Source organism: Microbacterium neimengense, assembly GCF_054782995.1.
Genome location: NZ_BAAGRK010000015.1, coordinates 478078 through 495551, shown reverse-complemented (window position 1 = coordinate 495551; position 17474 = coordinate 478078). Strand labels below are relative to the sequence as shown.

The 17474-nt window shown below is 68.0% G+C and carries 15 protein-coding genes; 10 read left to right on the top strand and 5 right to left on the bottom strand.

All coding sequences use genetic code 11. The annotated features are described in order from the left end of the window. Positions 1-31: 31 nt before the first annotated feature. From uvrA to ACYVJS_RS12910, 10 genes are all read left to right on the top strand, one after another. Complete coding sequence (uvrA, locus tag ACYVJS_RS12955) at positions 32-2929, top strand: excinuclease ABC subunit UvrA (RefSeq protein ID WP_460740313.1); 2898 nt, start codon at positions 32-34, stop codon at positions 2927-2929. Continuing rightward, complete coding sequence (gene uvrC, locus ACYVJS_RS12950) at positions 2926-4845, top strand: excinuclease ABC subunit UvrC (protein ID WP_460740819.1); 1920 nt, start codon at positions 2926-2928, stop codon at positions 4843-4845. Before uvrA ends, uvrC begins: the two co-directional genes overlap by 4 nt. Before the next feature lie 27 nt (positions 4846-4872). Beyond that, positions 4873-5754, top strand: coding sequence for an RNase adapter RapZ (gene rapZ, locus ACYVJS_RS12945; RefSeq protein WP_460740312.1), 882 nt, complete (start codon positions 4873-4875; stop codon positions 5752-5754). Positions 5755-5795: 41 nt separating this feature from the next. After that, complete coding sequence (gene whiA / locus ACYVJS_RS12940) at positions 5796-6773, top strand: DNA-binding protein WhiA (protein ID WP_460740311.1); 978 nt, start codon at positions 5796-5798, stop codon at positions 6771-6773. Positions 6774-6903: 130 nt separating this feature from the next. Continuing rightward, positions 6904-7530 carry a superoxide dismutase gene (locus tag ACYVJS_RS12935; protein ID WP_460740309.1) on the top strand — a complete coding sequence of 209 codons (627 nt, stop codon included), beginning with the start codon at positions 6904-6906 and terminating at the stop codon, positions 7528-7530. 147 nt (positions 7531-7677) lie between these two features. Beyond that, positions 7678-8682 (top strand): type I glyceraldehyde-3-phosphate dehydrogenase, encoded by a 1005-nt coding sequence (gene gap, locus ACYVJS_RS12930; RefSeq protein WP_137417061.1) that lies wholly within the window; start codon positions 7678-7680, stop codon positions 8680-8682. 8 nt (positions 8683-8690) lie between these two features. Beyond that, complete coding sequence (locus ACYVJS_RS12925; RefSeq protein WP_460740308.1) at positions 8691-9905, top strand: phosphoglycerate kinase; 1215 nt, start codon at positions 8691-8693, stop codon at positions 9903-9905. Then, positions 9896-10684 carry a triose-phosphate isomerase gene (gene tpiA / locus ACYVJS_RS12920; protein ID WP_460740307.1) on the top strand — a complete coding sequence of 263 codons (789 nt, stop codon included), beginning with the start codon at positions 9896-9898 and terminating at the stop codon, positions 10682-10684. Before ACYVJS_RS12925 ends, tpiA begins: the two co-directional genes overlap by 10 nt. A gap of 108 nt (positions 10685-10792) precedes the next feature. Further along, the gene (gene secG, locus ACYVJS_RS12915) at positions 10793-11044 is read left to right on the top strand and encodes a preprotein translocase subunit SecG (protein WP_137419120.1); all 252 of its coding nucleotides are present in this window, start codon (positions 10793-10795) and stop codon (positions 11042-11044) included. A 2-nt stretch (positions 11045-11046) separates the two neighbouring features. Then, complete coding sequence (locus ACYVJS_RS12910) at positions 11047-11403, top strand: RNA polymerase-binding protein RbpA (RefSeq protein WP_243227789.1); 357 nt, start codon at positions 11047-11049, stop codon at positions 11401-11403. A 54-nt stretch (positions 11404-11457) separates the two neighbouring features. Here the strand turns inward: ACYVJS_RS12910 and pgl are convergent, their stop codons facing one another. The 5 genes from pgl to tal are packed head-to-tail and all read right to left on the bottom strand — an operon-like array spanning position 11458 to position 17466. Continuing rightward, on the bottom strand, positions 11458-12240 hold the full coding sequence (pgl, locus tag ACYVJS_RS12905; RefSeq protein WP_460740306.1) for a 6-phosphogluconolactonase: 783 nt from the start codon (positions 12238-12240) through the stop codon (positions 11458-11460). 10 nt (positions 12241-12250) lie between these two features. Continuing rightward, a complete protein-coding gene (locus ACYVJS_RS12900; protein WP_460740305.1) occupies positions 12251-13177 on the bottom strand; it encodes a glucose-6-phosphate dehydrogenase assembly protein OpcA in 927 nt (308 codons plus the stop codon). Next, a complete protein-coding gene (zwf, locus tag ACYVJS_RS12895; RefSeq protein ID WP_460740304.1) occupies positions 13174-14724 on the bottom strand; it encodes a glucose-6-phosphate dehydrogenase in 1551 nt (516 codons plus the stop codon). The genes ACYVJS_RS12900 and zwf overlap by 4 nt, the downstream gene beginning before the upstream one ends. A gap of 13 nt (positions 14725-14737) precedes the next feature. After that, the gene (locus ACYVJS_RS12890) at positions 14738-16363 is read right to left on the bottom strand and encodes a glucose-6-phosphate isomerase (protein WP_460740303.1); all 1626 of its coding nucleotides are present in this window, start codon (positions 16361-16363) and stop codon (positions 14738-14740) included. Then, a complete protein-coding gene (gene tal / locus ACYVJS_RS12885) occupies positions 16360-17466 on the bottom strand; it encodes a transaldolase (protein ID WP_460740302.1) in 1107 nt (368 codons plus the stop codon). Before tal ends, ACYVJS_RS12890 begins: the two co-directional genes overlap by 4 nt. Between the last annotated feature and the right edge of the window lie 8 nt (positions 17467-17474).

Below are 17474 nucleotides of genomic sequence, written 5' to 3'. Positions count from 1 at the left end.
CCGTGTCCGTGGCCCTGCCTAGACTTGCGTGGTGCCCATCTCGCCTGTCTCCGAACTCGCCCACGACGCCGGAACTCTCAGTGTCCGTGGCGCCCGAGTCCACAACCTGCGCGGCGTCGACCTCGACATCCCCCGCGACTGCCTCGTCGTCTTCACGGGTCTTTCCGGATCCGGTAAGTCGAGTCTCGCGTTCGACACGATCTTCGCCGAGGGGCAGCGTCGGTACGTCGAGTCGCTGAGCTCCTACGCGCGCCAGTTCCTGGGGCAGGTGGATCGCCCCGACGTCGACTTCATCGAGGGGCTGAGCCCCGCCGTGTCGATCGACCAGAAGTCGACCAACCGCAACCCCCGCTCCACGGTCGGCACGATCACCGAGATCCACGACTACATGCGCCTGCTCTGGGCGCGTATCGGCGTCCCCCACTGTCCCGAGTGCGGCGAGGTCATCCAGCGTCAGACGGTCCAGCAGATCGCCGACCAGTTGATGACGCTGCCCGAGCGCACGCGCTACCAGATCGTGGCGCCGGTCGTCACGCAGAAGAAGGGGGAGTTCGTCGACCTCTTCAAGGAGCTCAGCGCAAAGGGCTACGCGCGGGCGGTGGTCGACGGGGAGCTCATCCAGCTGTCCGAGCCGCCGACACTGAAGAAGAGCTACAAGCACGACATCGCCGTCGTCGTCGACCGACTCGTCGCCAGCGCCGACATCCTCTCGCGCGTCACGGACTCCGTCGAGACCGCGCTCGGCCTCGCAGGCGGCGTCATGCAGGTGAACTTCGTCGACGAAGAGGGCGACGACGCATGGCAGAACTTCAGCGAGAAGCTCGCGTGCCCGAACGGTCACCCCCTCCAGCTCACCGAGATCGAGCCGCGGACGTTCTCGTTCAACGCTCCGTTCGGCGCGTGCCCGACGTGCTCCGGCCTGGGCACGCGGATGTCGGTCGATGTCGAGCTCATGCTCGGCGACGAAGACCTCTCGATCCGCGAGGGCGTCCTGGTGCCGTGGACCACGCAGGGCAAGGGGCTGTTTCAGTACTACGAACGCCTGCTCGAAGGGCTTTCCTCCGACCTCGGCTTCTCGCTCGACACGCCCTGGCGCAAGCTCCCGCAGGACGTCAAGGATGCGGTGCTGCACGGCGACAACTTCAAGGTGTCCGTCAAGTGGAAGAACCGCTACGGCCGCGAGATGCGTTACACCTCTGGGTTCGAGGGCGTCGTTCCCTACATCGAGCGTCAGTACCAGCAGGCCGAGTCCGACAGCGCCCGGCAGCGGTGGGGCGAGTATCTCCGCGAGGTGCCGTGCCCGGTCTGCGACGGCACGCGCTTGAAGCCCGAGGTGCTCGCGGTCAAGGTGCACGGCCACTCGATCGCGGACGCCTCGAGCCTCAGTCTCATCGACGCGCAGGGCTTCTTCGACGGCCTCGAGTTGACCGACCGCGAGGCGAAGATCGCTGCCGCCGTGCTCCGCGAGATCCGCGCCCGGCTGAACTTCCTCATCCAGGTCGGGCTCACCTATCTCAGTCTGTCCCGAGCCGCAGGCTCTCTCTCCGGCGGCGAAGCGCAGCGCATCCGGCTCGCGACGCAGATCGGTTCCGGCCTCACCGGCGTGCTCTACGTGCTCGACGAGCCCTCGATCGGTCTCCATCAGCGCGACAACCGGCGGCTCATCGAGACGTTGCTGGCGCTCAAGAACCTCGGCAACACGCTCATCGTGGTCGAGCACGACGAAGAGACCATCCAGGCTGCGGACTGGATCGTCGACATCGGCCCGCGCGCGGGCGTCGAGGGTGGGCGCGTCGTGCATTCCGGCACCTACCCGCAACTGCTCGAGGAGCCCGAGTCGCTCACCGCCGCATATCTCTCCGGTCGACGCGCCATCGCGGTGCCGGCCAAGCGCCGCAAGATCGACAAGAAGCGCCAGATCTCGGTCGTGGGCGCGCGTGAGAACAACCTCAAGAACGTCACCGCGACCTTCCCGCTGGGCGTGCTGACGGCCGTGACAGGGGTCAGTGGTTCCGGTAAGTCCTCGCTCGTGAACGGCATCCTCTACGAGGTGCTCGCATCGCGGCTGAACGGCGCACGTCGCGTTCCCGGCAAGCACACCCGAGTGACGGGCCTGGAGAACCTCGACAAGGTCGTGCACGTCGATCAGGCCCCGATCGGTCGCACCCCGCGGTCGAACCCCGCGACCTACACCGGTGTGTTCGACCGCATTCGCACGCTCTTCGCCGAGACCCTCGAGGCCAAGGCGCGCGGCTACCAGGCGGGGCGCTTCAGCTTCAACGTCAAGGGCGGGCGCTGCGAGGCGTGCTCGGGCGACGGCACGATCAAGATCGAGATGAACTTCCTCCCCGACGTGTATGTCGACTGCGAGGTCTGTCACGGTCAGCGCTACAACCGTGACACGCTCACGGTGCACTACAAGGGCAAGAACATCGCCGAGGTCCTGCAGATGCCGATCGCCGAGGCCGCGGAGTTCTTCGAGCCGATCCAGGCGATCCACCGCTACCTCAAGACGCTCGTCGATGTGGGCCTCGGCTACGTCCGTCTCGGACAGTCCGCCACGACGCTGTCGGGTGGCGAGGCGCAGCGCGTGAAGCTCGCGACCGAGCTCCAGCGACGTTCCAACGGGCGCAGCATCTACGTGCTCGACGAGCCGACGACGGGTCTGCACTTCGAGGACGTGAGCCGGCTGCTCGAGGTGCTGAACAGCCTCGTCGACAAGGGCAACACCGTCATCGTGATCGAGCACAACCTCGACGTGATCAAGTCCGCCGACTGGGTGATCGACCTCGGACCCGAGGGCGGTTCAGGGGGAGGGACGATCGTCGCGACCGGGACGCCGGAGCAGGTCGCCCAGGTCCCCGAGAGCCACACCGGCGCGTTCCTCGCGGAGGTGCTGGGCGTCGCCGAGCAGCGCGAGGCCGGCTGAACGTGCTGCCGTACCGGCCCAAACAGGGGGAGATCCCCACGAGCCCCGGGGTCTATCGCTTCCGTGACGCCGAGGGCCGCATCCTCTACGTCGGCAAGGCGAAGAACCTTCGGGCACGGCTGTCGAACTACTTCGCTCCGCTGCACACCCTGCATGAGCGCACGCGCCGCATGGTGACGACAGCGACCTCGGTCGAATGGACGGTCGTCGGCAGCGACGTCGAGGCGTTGCAGCTGGAGTACATGTGGATCCAGGAGTTCTCGCCGACCTTCAACGTGCGCTACAAGGACGACAAGTCCTACCCGTACATGGCGATCACTCTGGCGGACGAGGCACCGCGCGTCATCGTCACGCGCAACCGGCGGATCAAGGGAGCGAAGTACTTCGGTCCGTATCCGAAGGTGTGGGCCGTGCACGACGTCATCGACCTGATGATCAAGGTCTTCCCGATCCGTACCTGCTCCGACGCGTCCTACAAGAAGGCGATGGCGACAGGACGCCCTTGCTTCCCCGGACAGATCGGCCGCTGCGGCGGTCCGTGTTCGATGAAGGTCACGATCGAGGAGCACCGCGCCATCGTCGACGACTTCATCGCGTTCATGGCCGGCGGCGACCAGCGCTTCGCGAGGGCTCTGACGGCGCGGATGAGGGAGGCCGCCGCGGCGATGGACTACGAGGCGGCTGCCGGCTACCGCGACAAGCTGCAGGCGATCGAAGCGGTGCTCGGCAAGAGCGCGCTCGTGCTCTCCGACGATACGGATGCAGATCTGTTCGGCATCGCCGAAGACGAGTTGGCTGCCGCGGTGCAGCACTTCGTGGTGCGCGGCGGTCGTGTCCGCGGTGTGCGCGCGACCACGATCGAGAAGGAGATCGACATCTCCGGCGCCGAGCTCGTGGACCAGGTGCTGCAGCGCACGTACGGGGATGCGGCGGCCGCCGACATCCCCAAGCAGGTGCTGGTGCCCGCTCTTCCGGACGACGTGACCGAGCTCGAGCAGTGGTTGCGCGACAAGCGCGGCAAGAACGTCACGATCCAGGTCGCCCAGCGCGGCGGCAAGGCCGATCTCATGCGCACCGCCACCCTCAACGCCCAGCAGGCGCTCATGCTGCACAAGACCCGGCGCACGAGCGACTACGTCGCCCGGACGCAGGCGTTGACCGACCTCCAGGAAGCGCTGGGGCTCGCGACGGCGCCGCTGCGCATCGAGTGCTTCGACGTGTCGCATCTGGCCGGGACCAACGTGGTCGCCTCGATGGTCGTGTTCGAGGACGGTCTGCCGCGCAAGGACCAGTACCGATCCTTCTCCGTCGCGGAGACGACGGACGACACCGACTCGCTCTACCAGGTCCTCACCCGTCGCCTCGCTCACCTCGACCGGCCGGAGGACGCGGACGACGTCGAGGTCGCCGCCGCGGCGATCGATCCCGAACAGGCATCCGCCGACGGCGAAGTGGCGACCGTGCGCAAGCGTCCGAGGTTCGCCTACCCGCCCCAACTGCTGATCGTGGACGGCGGCCAGCCGCAGGTCGCGGCGGCCGCCCGTGCGCTGGAGGAATCCGGCCACACCGAGATCGCGCTGTGCGGTATCGCCAAGCGGCTGGAGGAGATCTGGCTGCCGGGGGAGGAGTACCCCGTCATCCTGCCCCGTACCTCCGAGGCACTGTATCTGGTCCAGCGCCTGCGCGACGAGGCGCACCGGTTCGCGATCACGCATCAACGCAAGCGCCGGCGCCGAGACATCTCCAGTGTGCTCGAAGAGGTGCCGGGCCTCGGTGCCGCGCGCATCCGCGCTCTGCTGCGTCACTTCGGCTCGGTCACCGCACTGCGTGGTGCGACCGTGGAGCAGATCGCCGAGCTCCCCGGCATCGGGCCGAAGCTGGCGACGGCCGTGCATGAGCACCTGACGAGTCGATAGTCTGGGCGAGGCGGACAGGGGAGTGGGATGACGGACCCGGACACGGCGACCACCGGCGAGGTGCTGATCGTCACCGGCATGTCGGGCGCGGGACGCTCGACGGTCGCCAACGCCCTCGAGGACCTCGATTGGTACGTGGTCGACAACCTCCCGCCCCAGATGCTGCGTCCGCTGCTCGAGCTTTCCGAACTGGCCGGCGGGGCGGTGCCCCGCGTGGCCGTCGTCGTCGACGTGCGAGGTCGTGAACTGTTCGGCCGCGTGCCTGAGATCGCCGACGCCCTCCGTGCGCATCGACGCCTGCGCATCGTGTTCCTCGACGCCAGCGACGAGGTGCTGGTGCGGCGGTTCGAAGCGGTGCGACGACCGCATCCGTTGCAGAGCACCGGGACGATCATCGACGGGATCCATCGGGAACGTCAGCGCCTGGCTCCGCTGCGCGAGAGCGCCGACCTCATCATCGATACTTCGTCGTACAACATCCACCAGCTCACCACCCGAGTGGCCGAGTTGTTCTCCGCCGAGGGAAGCCCGCTGCATACCGTCTCGGTGATGAGCTTCGGTTTCAAGTACGGACTCCCGGTGGATGCGGATCTCGTCGCCGATATGCGCTTCCTGCCGAATCCCTATTGGACGGACGAGCTGCGTCCGCTCACGGGCGAGGACGAGGCGGTGCGTGAGTTCGTCCTCTCGCAGCCAGGGGCGCGCGAGTTCCTGGACGCGTACACGGCGGCATTGGCGCCCGTCATCGCCGGTTACCAGCGGGAGAACAAGAGGCACTCGATCATCGCCATCGGCTGCACGGGCGGCAAACACCGGTCCGTCGTCATGGCGCGGGAGCTCGCTGCACGATTGTCCGAGATGCCGGATGTGGCCGTCGGCGTCACACATCGGGACCTGGGGCGAGAGTAGGCTGGAACGTCGTCCCGTTCCCCATTCCCACAAGGAGTACCGTGCCGCTGACCGCCGATGTGAAGGCCGAACTGATCGCCGGTCGCGATCCGCGTCCGAGCGCCCGCGTGGCCGAGTTGACCGCCATCCTGCGGTTCGCCGGTGGGCTGCACGCGATCGCGGGTCGCGTCGCAGTGGAGGCGGAGGTCGATTCCGAGGCCCTTGCCCGACGCGTGGCCCGCGAACTCGTCGACCTGTACGGGGTGCGGCCCGAGCTCGCGCACGTCCAGGGCACATCGGGGCGTCCGGGCACCACGTACGCGGTGCGTGTGATCGAGGGCGGGGAGACACTCGCCCGCCAGACGGGACTGCTCGACCAGCGTCGTCGCCAGGTCCGCGGTCTGCCGAATCGTCTGACGACGGGTGCTCGGCACGATCTCGCCGCCATCTGGCGCGGGGCCTTCCTCGCCGCCGGAAGCCTCAGCGACCCCGGCCGCTCGGCGGCCCTGGAGATCGCTTGCCCCTCGGGTGAGGCCGCGATGGCTCTGGTGGGTGCCGCCCACCGCATCGGGATCGCTGCCAAGGCGCGTGAGGTGCGCGGGCTTCCGCGTGTCGTCGTCCGAGAGGGCGACGCGATCCGTGCCGTGCTGCACGAGATGGGTGCGCGTCGGGCCGCTCAGGAGTGGGAGCAGCTGCGCCAGCGACGCGAGGTCCGCGCGGGGGTCAACCGCCTCGTGAACTTCGACGACGCCAACCTCCGTCGCTCCGCGCAGGCCGCCGTCGCGGCGTGCGCGCGCGTGGAGCGGGCGCTGGAGATCCTGGGCGACACCGTCCCCGAACACCTGCGGGCCGCGGGCGAGCTCCGTCTCGCGCACCGTGATGCGAGCTTGGACGAGCTCGGGCACCACGCCGAGCCGCCGCTGACGAAGGACGCCGTGGCCGGCCGCATCCGTCGACTGCTCGCGATGGCTGACAAGAAGGCGGAGACCGAGGGCCTGCCGGACACGGAGTCGGCCGTGCCCGCCGCCGCGAAGGAATAGCCACCGCCGTCTGGGACACGTCATCCGAGGAATCAACCCCTGCCCCGCTCGGTTGTGCCTCAGTAGGATGAAGGCGTCATCCCCGCATCGCCGAGGCGTTCGGCGCTGCGCCCGACAGGAGGAAGAGAACATGGCGAAGTACACGCTGCCCGAGCTCCCTTACGACTATGCCGCGCTCGAGCCCAGCATCAGCGCGACGATCATGGAGCTGCACCACAGCAAGCATCACCAGGCCTACGTCACGGGCGCGAACACCGCGCTCGAGCAGCTGGCGGAGGCCCGCGACAGCGGAAACCTCGCGAACGTGAACAAGCTCGAGAAGGACCTCGCGTTCAACCTGGGCGGTCACACCAACCACTCGATCTTCTGGACGAACCTCTCGCCCAACGGCGGCGACAAGCCGACCGGCGAGCTCGAGGCCGCCATCGACGACCACTTCGGTTCGTTCGACAAGTTCCAGGCCCACTTCACCGCGGCCGCTCTCGGCGTGCAGGGCTCCGGCTGGGCGGGTCTGTTCTGGGACTCGATCGGTGAGAACCTCATCATCCAGCAGTTCTTCGACCAGCAGTCGCAGTTCGCCGCGGGCAGCATTCCGCTGCTGTTGCTGGATGTCTGGGAGCACGCGTACTACCTCGACTACAAGAACGTCCGCGCCGACTACGTGAAGGCGTTCTGGAACATCGCCGACTGGTCCAACGTCCAGTCCCGCTTTGTTACGGCGCGAGAGAAGACGGCAGGCCTGCTGGTAGGGTCATGATCAGGTGAGGATGCCTCGGAGCCCTCGCCGTGCGGGGGCTCCGGCATCCCCCTCTCCGAGTCGATGCGCACCCACGCACGGCTCACCCCGGGAGGACAACCCGGGATGGAAAAGGCGCTGCGGCGCGACGAGAAAACGGGAGACACCGTGTCTGTCAAGATCGGCATCAACGGCTTCGGCCGCATCGGACGCAACTACCTGCGCGCAGCGCTCGCGCAGGGTGCGGACCTCGACATCGTGGCGGTGAACGACCTCACCGACAACAAGACTCTGGCCCACCTGCTCAAGTACGACTCCATCACGGGTCGTCTGGACGCAGAGGTCACCTACGACGAGGACTCGATCACCGTCGGTGGTCACAAGATCAAGGTGCTCGCCGAGCGCGACCCTGCCAACCTCCCCTGGGGCGAGCTGGGCGTCGACATCGTCATCGAGTCCACCGGCCGTTTCACCAAGGCCGAGGACGCGAAGAAGCACATCGCCGGCGGCGCGAAGAAGGTCCTGATCTCGGCCCCCGCGACCGGTGACGACGTCACCATCGTCATGGGCGTCAACGAGGGCGACTACAACCCCGAGACCGACGTCATCATCTCGAACGCGTCGTGCACCACGAACTGCCTCGCCCCGCTGGCGAAGGTGTTCAACGACAACTTCGGCATCGAGCGCGGTCTCATGACGACGGTCCACGCCTACACGGCCGACCAGAACCTGCAGGACGGCCCCCACAGCGACCTGCGTCGCGCGCGTGCCGCCGCGATCAACATCGTTCCCACCTCCACCGGTGCCGCCAAGGCCATCGGCCTGGTGCTGCCCGAGCTCAAGGGCAAGCTCGACGGCTTCGCGCTGCGCGTGCCCGTGCCCACCGGCTCCATCACCGACCTCACGGTCGAGGCGTCGCGCGAGGTCACCGTCGACGAGATTAAGGCCGCGTACAAGGCTGCTGCCGAGGGTCCCCTCAAGGGCATCCTGAAGTACACCGAGGACGAGATCGTCTCCAGCGACATCGTCACCGACCCGCACTCGTCGATCTTCGACGCAGGTCTGCTGCGCGTGATCGGCAACCAGGTGAAGCTCTCGAGCTGGTACGACAACGAGTGGGGTTACTCCAACCGTCTCGTCGACCTGACCGAGTACGTCGCCGAGCGTCTCTGATCCATATCATGGCACTGCGCACCCTCGATTCGCTGGGGTCGCTCGCAGGCCGCCGCGTCGTCGTCCGTGCTGACCTCAACGTTCCTCTCAAGGACGGGGTCATCACGGACGACGGTCGCGTGCGGGCTACGCTGCCGACTCTCAACGCCCTGATCAACCAGGGCGCCCGCGTCGTCGTCTGTTCCCACCTGGGACGTCCCGACGGCGAACCCAACCCGAAGTACAGCCTCGAGCCGGTCGCGCAGCGACTGTCCGAGCTGCTCGGCAAGCCCGTCGCTTTCGCACGTGACACCGTGGGTGTCTCGGCACAGGAGGCGGTCGCCTCGCTCGACGACGGCGACGTCGCGATCATTGAGAACCTCCGCTTCAACCCGGGAGAGACCTCGAAGGATGCGGACGAGCGTCGCGCCTTCGCACAGGAGCTCGCGGAGCTCGGCGACGCTCTCGTCTCCGATGGGTTCGGTGTCGTGCACCGCAAGCAGGCCAGCGTGTACGAGCTCGCCGAGCTCCTGCCTTCGGCTGCGGGCCTGCTCATCGAGAAGGAGGTCGATGTTCTCGACCGCCTGACCGAGAACCCCGAGCGGCCCTACGCGGTCGTGCTCGGCGGCTCGAAGGTGAGCGACAAGCTCGGCGTGATCGAGCACCTCCTGCCTCGCGTTGACACGCTCCTCGTCGGCGGCGGCATGATGTTCACGTTCCTCGCTGCTCTCGGCCACAAGGTGGGTGCGAGCCTGCTTGAGAAGGACCAGATCGACACGGTCAAGGGTTACTTGGCCGCCGCTGAGGAGCGCGGCGTGAAGATCGTGCTCCCCGTGGACGCCGTCGTGGCTGCATCCTTCTCGGCGGATGCGGAGCACGTGGTGGCCGCAGTCGATGCCCTGGAGGACACCCCGTTCGGTGCGTCGGGTCTGGGGCTGGACATCGGTCCGGAGACGGCGAAGACGTTCGCGGCAGCGATCGCGGCGAGCAAGACCGTGTTCTGGAACGGCCCGATGGGCGTGTTCGAGATGGCCGCGTTCGCCGACGGCACCCGCGCGGTCGCGAAGGCACTGACCGAGGTCGACGGCCTTTCGGTCGTCGGCGGGGGAGACTCCGCTGCGGCTGTGCGCCAGCTCGGCTTCCGTGACGATCAGTTCGGCCACATCTCCACCGGTGGTGGGGCCAGCCTCGAGTTCCTCGAGGGTAAGAAGCTCCCCGGACTGGAGGTCCTCGGATGGCAGTGACGCGTACCCCGCTCATCGCGGGAAACTGGAAGATGAACCTCGACCACCTGCAGGCGGTCGCGCTCGTCCAGAAGCTGTACTGGACGCTGAAGGACGCGAAGCACGACGAGGACAGCGTGGAGGTCGCGGTCTTCCCGCCGTTCACCGACCTTCGCACGGTTCAGACGTTGATCGACGCCGACAAGATCCCCTTCGCCCTCGGCGCGCAGGACCTGTCGACGCACGACGCCGGCGCGTACACCGGTGAGGTCTCCGGCGCTTTTCTGGCGAAGCTGGATGCGAAGTACGTGATCATCGGTCACTCCGAGCGTCGTGAGTACCACAACGAGACGGACGAGGTCGTCGCGGCCAAGGTCCAGGCGGCTCTCCGCCACGGTCTGAGCCCGGTCATCTGCGTGGGCGAGACCGCGGAGGACCTGGAGGAGTTCGGTGCGAGCGCCGTACCCGTCGGCCAGCTGCGCGTCGCCCTCGAGGGCGTCTCGGCCGATGCCGACGTGGTCGTCGCGTACGAGCCCGTCTGGGCCATCGGATCCGGCCAGGCGGCCACTCCCGAGCAGGCGCAGGACGTATGCGCGACGCTTCGCGGCGTCGTCGCCGAGGTGCTGGGCGAGGACGCCGCCGCGCGCACCCGCGTTCTGTACGGCGGTTCCGTCAAGTCCGGCAACATCGCCACGTTCATGCGCCAGCCGGACGTGGACGGCGCGCTCGTGGGCGGTGCCAGCCTGGTCGCCGACGAGTTCGCGGCGATCATCCGGTACCAGAAGCACGTCGGCGTCTGATCTCTGCCGTGAGACGGGGCTCGGCCCCGTCTCACGGCTCCGGTCGGCCCGTTGGCTATACTTGTTCCTTGTGCGATCTCGGGATCGCCAAGAAGGGTGACGAACACAGTGCAGATCCTCGAGTTCGTGCTCCAGGTGCTTCTCGGCATCACGAGCCTGCTGCTGACGCTGCTGATCCTGCTCCACAAGGGGCGCGGCGGCGGCCTGTCCGACATGTTCGGAGGCGGCATGAGTTCGTCGCTGGGCTCCTCTGGCCTGGCCGAGCGCAACCTGAACCGGTTCACGATCGTTCTCGCGCTCGTCTGGTTCATCTCCATCGTGGCCCTCGGCCTGGTCACCAAGTTCACCGGGCTGGTCTGATCGTGGCCACCGGGGGGAACGCGATCCGGGGTACTCGCGTGGGTGCGGGGCCGATGGGCGAACAGGACCACGGATATCACGCCGACCGCGTGGCGGTGTCCTACTGGGACGCCCTGGGCAATGAGACGGTGCGCTACTTCGCGGCCGGCATCGCCGAAGAGGAGATTCCTGAGACGATCGACTCGCCGCACTCCGGTCTTCCGGCGGGTCGCGATCAGGCGAATCCGCCCGCTTTGGCCAAGCCCGAGCCCTACAAGACACACCTCGCCTACGTGAAAGAGCGTCGCACGGACGACGAGGCCGAACAGCTCCTCGATGAGGCGCTGCACAAGCTGCGTGAGCGTCGCGGTCAGGACTGACGCGTCGCGGAACATGGAAGAGCCCCGGTCGATGACCGGGGCTCTTCCATGTTCTCAGTAGTCGCTGTCGATGAGCTCGACCGGAACTTTCGCGGCGGCCGCCTCGTCGACGAAGAAGACGGTTCGTTTGCGTCCCTTCGCGCCCGCGGCGGGAACGCTCTGGTAGCTGGCGCCTGCGAGAGCGAGTCCGAGCACGGAGGCCTTGTCGGGGCCGACGAGGACCAGCCACACGCGCTTGGCGGAGTTGATCACGGGTCGGGTGACCGTGATCCGCTCCGGAGGCGGCTTCGGCGCGTCGCGAACGGCGAGCGCGGCGCGGTCCGTCACCTGGATCTCCCCACGATCCGGGAAGAGCGAAGCGATGTGCGCATCCGGCCCGACCCCGAGGAAGCAGACGTCGAAGGACGGCCACGCCCCAACGCTCGGATCCGCGAAGCGGGCGAGCTCGGCTTCGTAGGCGGCGGCTGCATCCTCGATGCTCAGCCCGTCGTCGCTGGCCGCCATGGTGTGCACGTTCTCCGCCGGCACCGGGATGCGATCGAGCAGAGCGGTGAACGCCTCGGCGTCGTTGCGATCCTCCGATCCCCGCGGCACGAAACGCTCATCGCTCCACCAGAAGTGGACGAGGGACCAGTCCACCTCGTGACACCGCGGGTTCTCGGCGACAGCTGCGAGCACGCGCCCACCCATCGACCCTCCGGTCAACGAGATGTGGGCCAGCTTCCCCTCCACGACGCGCTTCGCGATCCGGCTGAGCAGGCGACGGGCCACAGCGCGGGCGATCCGGTCGGGGTCCGAGCGGACGACGACCTGCTTCTCGGTGGCCTCGGGCATCATGCTCCTCGTATCAGTGCTCGATGAGGGCACTGCCCTCGGTGACGACGCGACCGTACAGCAGATCGGCATCCAGGCGTCGCAGCTCCTCGGCCAGGCATTCGCGCAGCGACCGCCGTGGGAAGGCCAGCTCGTGGCTCGGCTGTCCCGGCTGGGTCAGTACGGCCGTCAGCGCGTCGGGGCGTTCGAGCACGATGTCTCCGCTGGCGCGTGTCAATCGGACGGACTTGATGCCGCTCGCCCACTCCTCGCCGTCGAGATAGCGCCAGGTCACGTCCACCTTCAGCTGCAGACGGAGCCAGGCAGCCAGCAGGGGCGTGGACGGCGAATCGCCGCCACCGAGGACCTCCACGGCTGTGATCGGCTCGTACGGAGGCTGATCCAGGACCGCGGCGAGCTGTTCGCGCCAGCGCGTCAGGCGCGTCCAGGCGAGGTCGGTGTCGCCGGGCGCGTAGTGCCCGCCCAAGTTGAGTACCCACTCGTGCGGGTCGCTCTGCATCGCGGCATCCGTGATGCGGCGCTGAGCGATCTTGCCGATATCGGAGCGCGAGGGAACCTCGGGGGTGTCCGCGGGCCACCAGGCGACGACGGGCGCATCGGGAAGAAGCAGACCCGTCACCAGGCTCTCGGCGTTCGAGCCCGCCGGCCCGTGGGCGTGCAGCAGGATGACCTCGCTCGCACCGGCGTCGCCGCCGACGCGGATCTCCGCATCCAGGCGCGGCTCGGCCTTCGGGTTGTCGAGCATCAGCACGATGACGCGCATGGGGTGCTCGCGGGACGCATCGTTCGCGGCCTCGATCGCCTCCTCCTCGATGCCGCGGCGCGTCGCGATGATGAGCGTCAGGACACGACCGAGCGCGACCGCGCCGCCCTCCTCGCGCACGTTGACCAGGGCGCGGGAGATCTTGCTGACAGTGGTGTCGGGCAGATCGATGATCACGGGCGCCTCCAGGTGCGACCATCGCGGGCGAGCAGCTCGTCCGCGGACTGCGGTCCCCATGAACCGGGGGAGTACTGTTCGAGCGGGCCGGACTGCTCCGACCAGAACTTCTCGATCGGGTCGAGGATCTTCCAGCTGAGCTCCACCTCTTCATGACGGGGGAACAGCGGCGGATCACCCAGGAGCACATCGAGGATGAGCCGCTCGTAGGCCTCGGGGCTGGCCTCGGTGAATGCGTGTCCGTATCCGAAGTCCATCGTGACGTCGCGCACCTGCATGTCGGCGCCCGGCACCTTGGATCCGAAACGGATCGTGACACCCTCATCCGGCTGGACGCGGATGACGAGCGCATTCTGTCCGAGTCCGTCTGTCTGACTGCGACCGAAGAGATGCTCGGGCGCGCGCTTGAAGACCACGGCGATCTCGGTCACCCGGCGGCCGAGTCGCTTCCCCGCGCGCAGGTAGAACGGGACTCCCGCCCACCGGCGCGTGTTGATGTCGAGCTTGATGGCCGCATAGGTCTCGGTCGTCGAGTCGGCGGCCATGCCGTCCTCCTCGAGGAAGCCGAGCACCTTCTCGCCGCCCTGCCAGCCGCCGGCGTACTGCCCGCGAGCGGTCGCCGCGGACAGATCGTCGGGCAGCGTGACCGCCGCCAGCACCTTCTCCTTCTCGGCGCGCAGCTGCGCGGCGTCGAAGGTGATGGGCTCTTCCATGGCCGTGAGCGCCAGGAGCTGGAGCAGGTGGTTCTGGATGACGTCGCGCGCTGCGCCGATCCCGTCGTAGTACCCGGCTCGCCCGCCCACGCCGATGTCCTCGGCCATGGTGATCTGCACGTGATCGACGTAGTTGCGGTTCCAGATGGGCTCGTACAGCTCATTGGCGAAGCGCAGCGCCAGGATGTTCTGGACCGTCTCCTTGCCGAGGTAGTGGTCGATGCGGAAGATCGAGTCCGCCGGGAAGGCGGAGCGCACGACGTCGTTCAGTTCGCGGGCTGACTCGAGGTCGTGACCGAAGGGCTTCTCGATCACGACACGGCGCCAGCGGTCTGCGCCGTCGGCGGTGTCGTCCACGAGGCCGGATGCCTTGAGCTGTTCGGCGACGATCGGGAAGTCGCGCGGCGGGATGGACAGGTAGTACGCGTGGTTTCCCATCGTGCCGCGTTCGACGTCCAGCTTCTCGACGGTCTCGCGGAGACGGCGGAACGCATCGAGGTCGTCGAACTGTCCCTGCACGAAGCGGATGCCCTGGAGCAGCTGCTCCCAGGTCTCGTCACGGAACTCGGTGCGGGCGTACTGCTTTACCGCGTCGCGGACGACCTCGGCGAAGTCCTCGTCCTCCCAGTCCCGGCGGGCGAACCCGACCAGCCCGAACCCGGGCGGCAGGAGGCCGCGGTTGGCGAGGTCGTAGACCGCGGGCATGAGCTTCTTGCGCGACAGGTCACCTGTCACGCCGAAGATCACGAGGGCGCTGGGGCCCGCGATCCGGCTCAGGCGTCGGTCATCCGGGTCGCGGAGGGGGTTGTGCCCCCGCGAGATCTCGGCAGTCATCGAGAATCTTCTCCTACTGAGCGGCGTCGAACAGCGCGAGCACATCGGCTTGCGCGTCGACGAGGGTGAGCGTGACGACCGGGCGCGCGTGCTCGTCGGCCAACACGGATGCGTCACCAGCGGCCTGCGCGGCGATCAGTTCGCCGAACGTGAAGGGTCGACCGGGGATGGCCAGGTCCGTCTGCGGGTGCTGCAGGATCTGCAGGAACACGCCGTCGGCGGGGCCCCCCTTGTGATACTGACCGGTCGAGTGCAGGAATCGCGGACCCCACCCGAACGTCGTGGGACGACCGGAGTCGGCGGCGACGAGCTCTCGCAATCCCTCGAGCGGGGCGAGCTCCCGTCGGTCCACGTAGGCCTGCAGGGCCACATACCCCTTCTCGGGGATGCGGGCCCAGAGCGCGTCGAGCACCCCGGTCAACGTGCCGCTCACCGCAAGAGACGGGTCTGACACCCGGACCTCGATGCCATCCTGCACGAAGGCGGCGGGAGTGGGCGCGGGACGGTCGTCGAGGAGTGCCCGCGCGGCGACCTTCGCCGCCTCGACGTCAGGCTGGTCGAAGGGGTTGATCTGAAGCATCCGCCCGGCGATGGCCGTCGCGTACTCCCAGACGATGAACTGCGCGCCCAGAGACCCGGCGATGAGGATCTCGCCGCGGTGGTGCTCGAACAGGTGATCGTGCCGCACGTTGTCGACCAGGCGCAGCAACTGCAGGTCGGCAGGGGTCTTCTCGACTTCGGGAGAGACGGGCAGCAGGACGACGGGCAGGATGCCCGTGCCGTCCTTCCCCGTGGACTCCGCGACGAGCTGCTCGATCCACCCGGGCAGTCCGACGATATGCGTGCCGTCGGTGATGAGGCCGAGCTTGTCCTTGCGTGAAGCACCGCCGCCGGCGATGGCCGCCGCGAGGACGAGCGCGGGATTGCGAGGATCGTCGATGGCGACCTCGAGAAGCGTCGCCTCGGCCTCGTTGAGAAGCTCGTCGATGTCCGCACCGGCGAGGCCCGCGGGCACGAGCCCGAATGCTGTCAGCGCCGAATAACGCCCGCCGACCGTGGGGTCTGCGGTGAACAGACGGTAGCCGTCGGCATCCGCGGACTCGGCGAGCGGCGAACCGGGGTCCGTGACGACGACGATGCGGCTCGCCGGGTCGATGCCCGCTGCGCGGTAGGCCGCCTCGAACGCGCGCTTGGCGGAGTCCGTCTCGATCGTGGACCCGGACTTCGATGACACGACGAGGGCGGTCTGCGCGAGCCCGCCGGCCTCGGCGTCACCGCCGATGGCGGCCGCGACCTCACCGGGGGCGGTGGAGTCCAGGACGACGAGGGGGACACCCGCCGTGGCAGCGATCACTTCCGGAGCCAGGGACGAGCCGCCCATTCCGGCCAGCACGATGCGCGTGACACCGTCGGCGCGCAGAACGTCTCGAAGCGTCACGATCTCTTCGACCAGCGGTCGGGACACGGTGACGGCCTGCACCCAGCCGAGTCGCTCCGCGGCATCCGCGACGGCGCCCGGACCCCAGAGGTCCGCGTCGCCGGCCGTGATGCCGGAGGCGATCAGAGAGTCGACGAGAGCGGGGAGCTCCGCCTCGACCACGTCGCGGACGTCGCCGCTGACGTGGATGTCGAAGCTCATCGCGCAGCCTTGAGCGCCGTCTCCACCGTCTCCTGCAGCTCGTGCCAGGACACGATGAACTTCTCGACGCCCTCGTCCTCCAGCGTCTGGGTGACGTCGGCGAAGTCGACGCCGACAGCGGCGAGCTGGTCGAAGAAGGCGTGGGCCGCCTCGATGTTGCCCGTAATGGTGTCGCCCTCGATGACGCCGTGGTCGAAGGTGGCCTCGAGCGTCTTCTCGGGCATCGTGTTCACGGTGCCCGCTGCGACGAGTTCGGTCACGTACAGGGTGTCGGGCAGGGCCGGGTCCTTGACTCCCGTGGAGGCCCAGAGCGGACGCTGAAGATTCGCGCCGGCCTCGAGCAGAGCCTGTGCGCGCGGGGAGCCGAACTCGCTCTCGAACAGCTCGTACGCGAGGCGCGCGTTGGCGAGGCCCGCCTGGGACAGCAGGGCGGTCGCCTCGTCCGTGCCGATGGCCTTCAGGAGCTTGTCCACCTCGGTGTCCACGCGCGAGACGAAGAACGACGCCACCGACTGCAGGCCGGAGATGTCGATGCCTGCGTCACGCGCCTTCTCGAGACCAGACAGGTACGCGTCGATGACGGCGGCGTAGCGCTCGAGGCTGAAGATGAGCGTCACGTTGACGGAGATGCCCGCACCGATGACCTCGGTGATTGCCGGGAGCCCCGCCTTGGTCGCGGGGATCTTGATGAGCGCGTTGGGGCGGTCGACCTTGGCCCACAGCTCCTTGGCCTGTGCGACGGTCGCGGCCGTGTCGTGGGCGAGGTCGGGGGAGACCTCGATCGACACGCGCCCGTCGACACCGTTCGTGGCGTCGTACACCGGACGGAAGATGTCCGAGGCAGCCTGGACGTCGTCCGTCGTGATCTCGAAGATCGCCGTGTCGACATCCGCGCCGGCGGCAGCCAGAGTGGCGACCTGCTCGGCGTACGCCTCGCCCTTCGAGAGGGCGCCGGCGAAGATCGTCGGGTTGGTGGTCACGCCGGAGACCGTGCGGTCAGAGATCAGCGCGCTGAGGTTGCCCGTCGTGATGCGCTCACGCGAGAGGTCGTCGAGCCAGATGCTGACGCCCGCCGCGGCGAGCTGTTCGGTTGGGGTGCTCATGTTCTTGC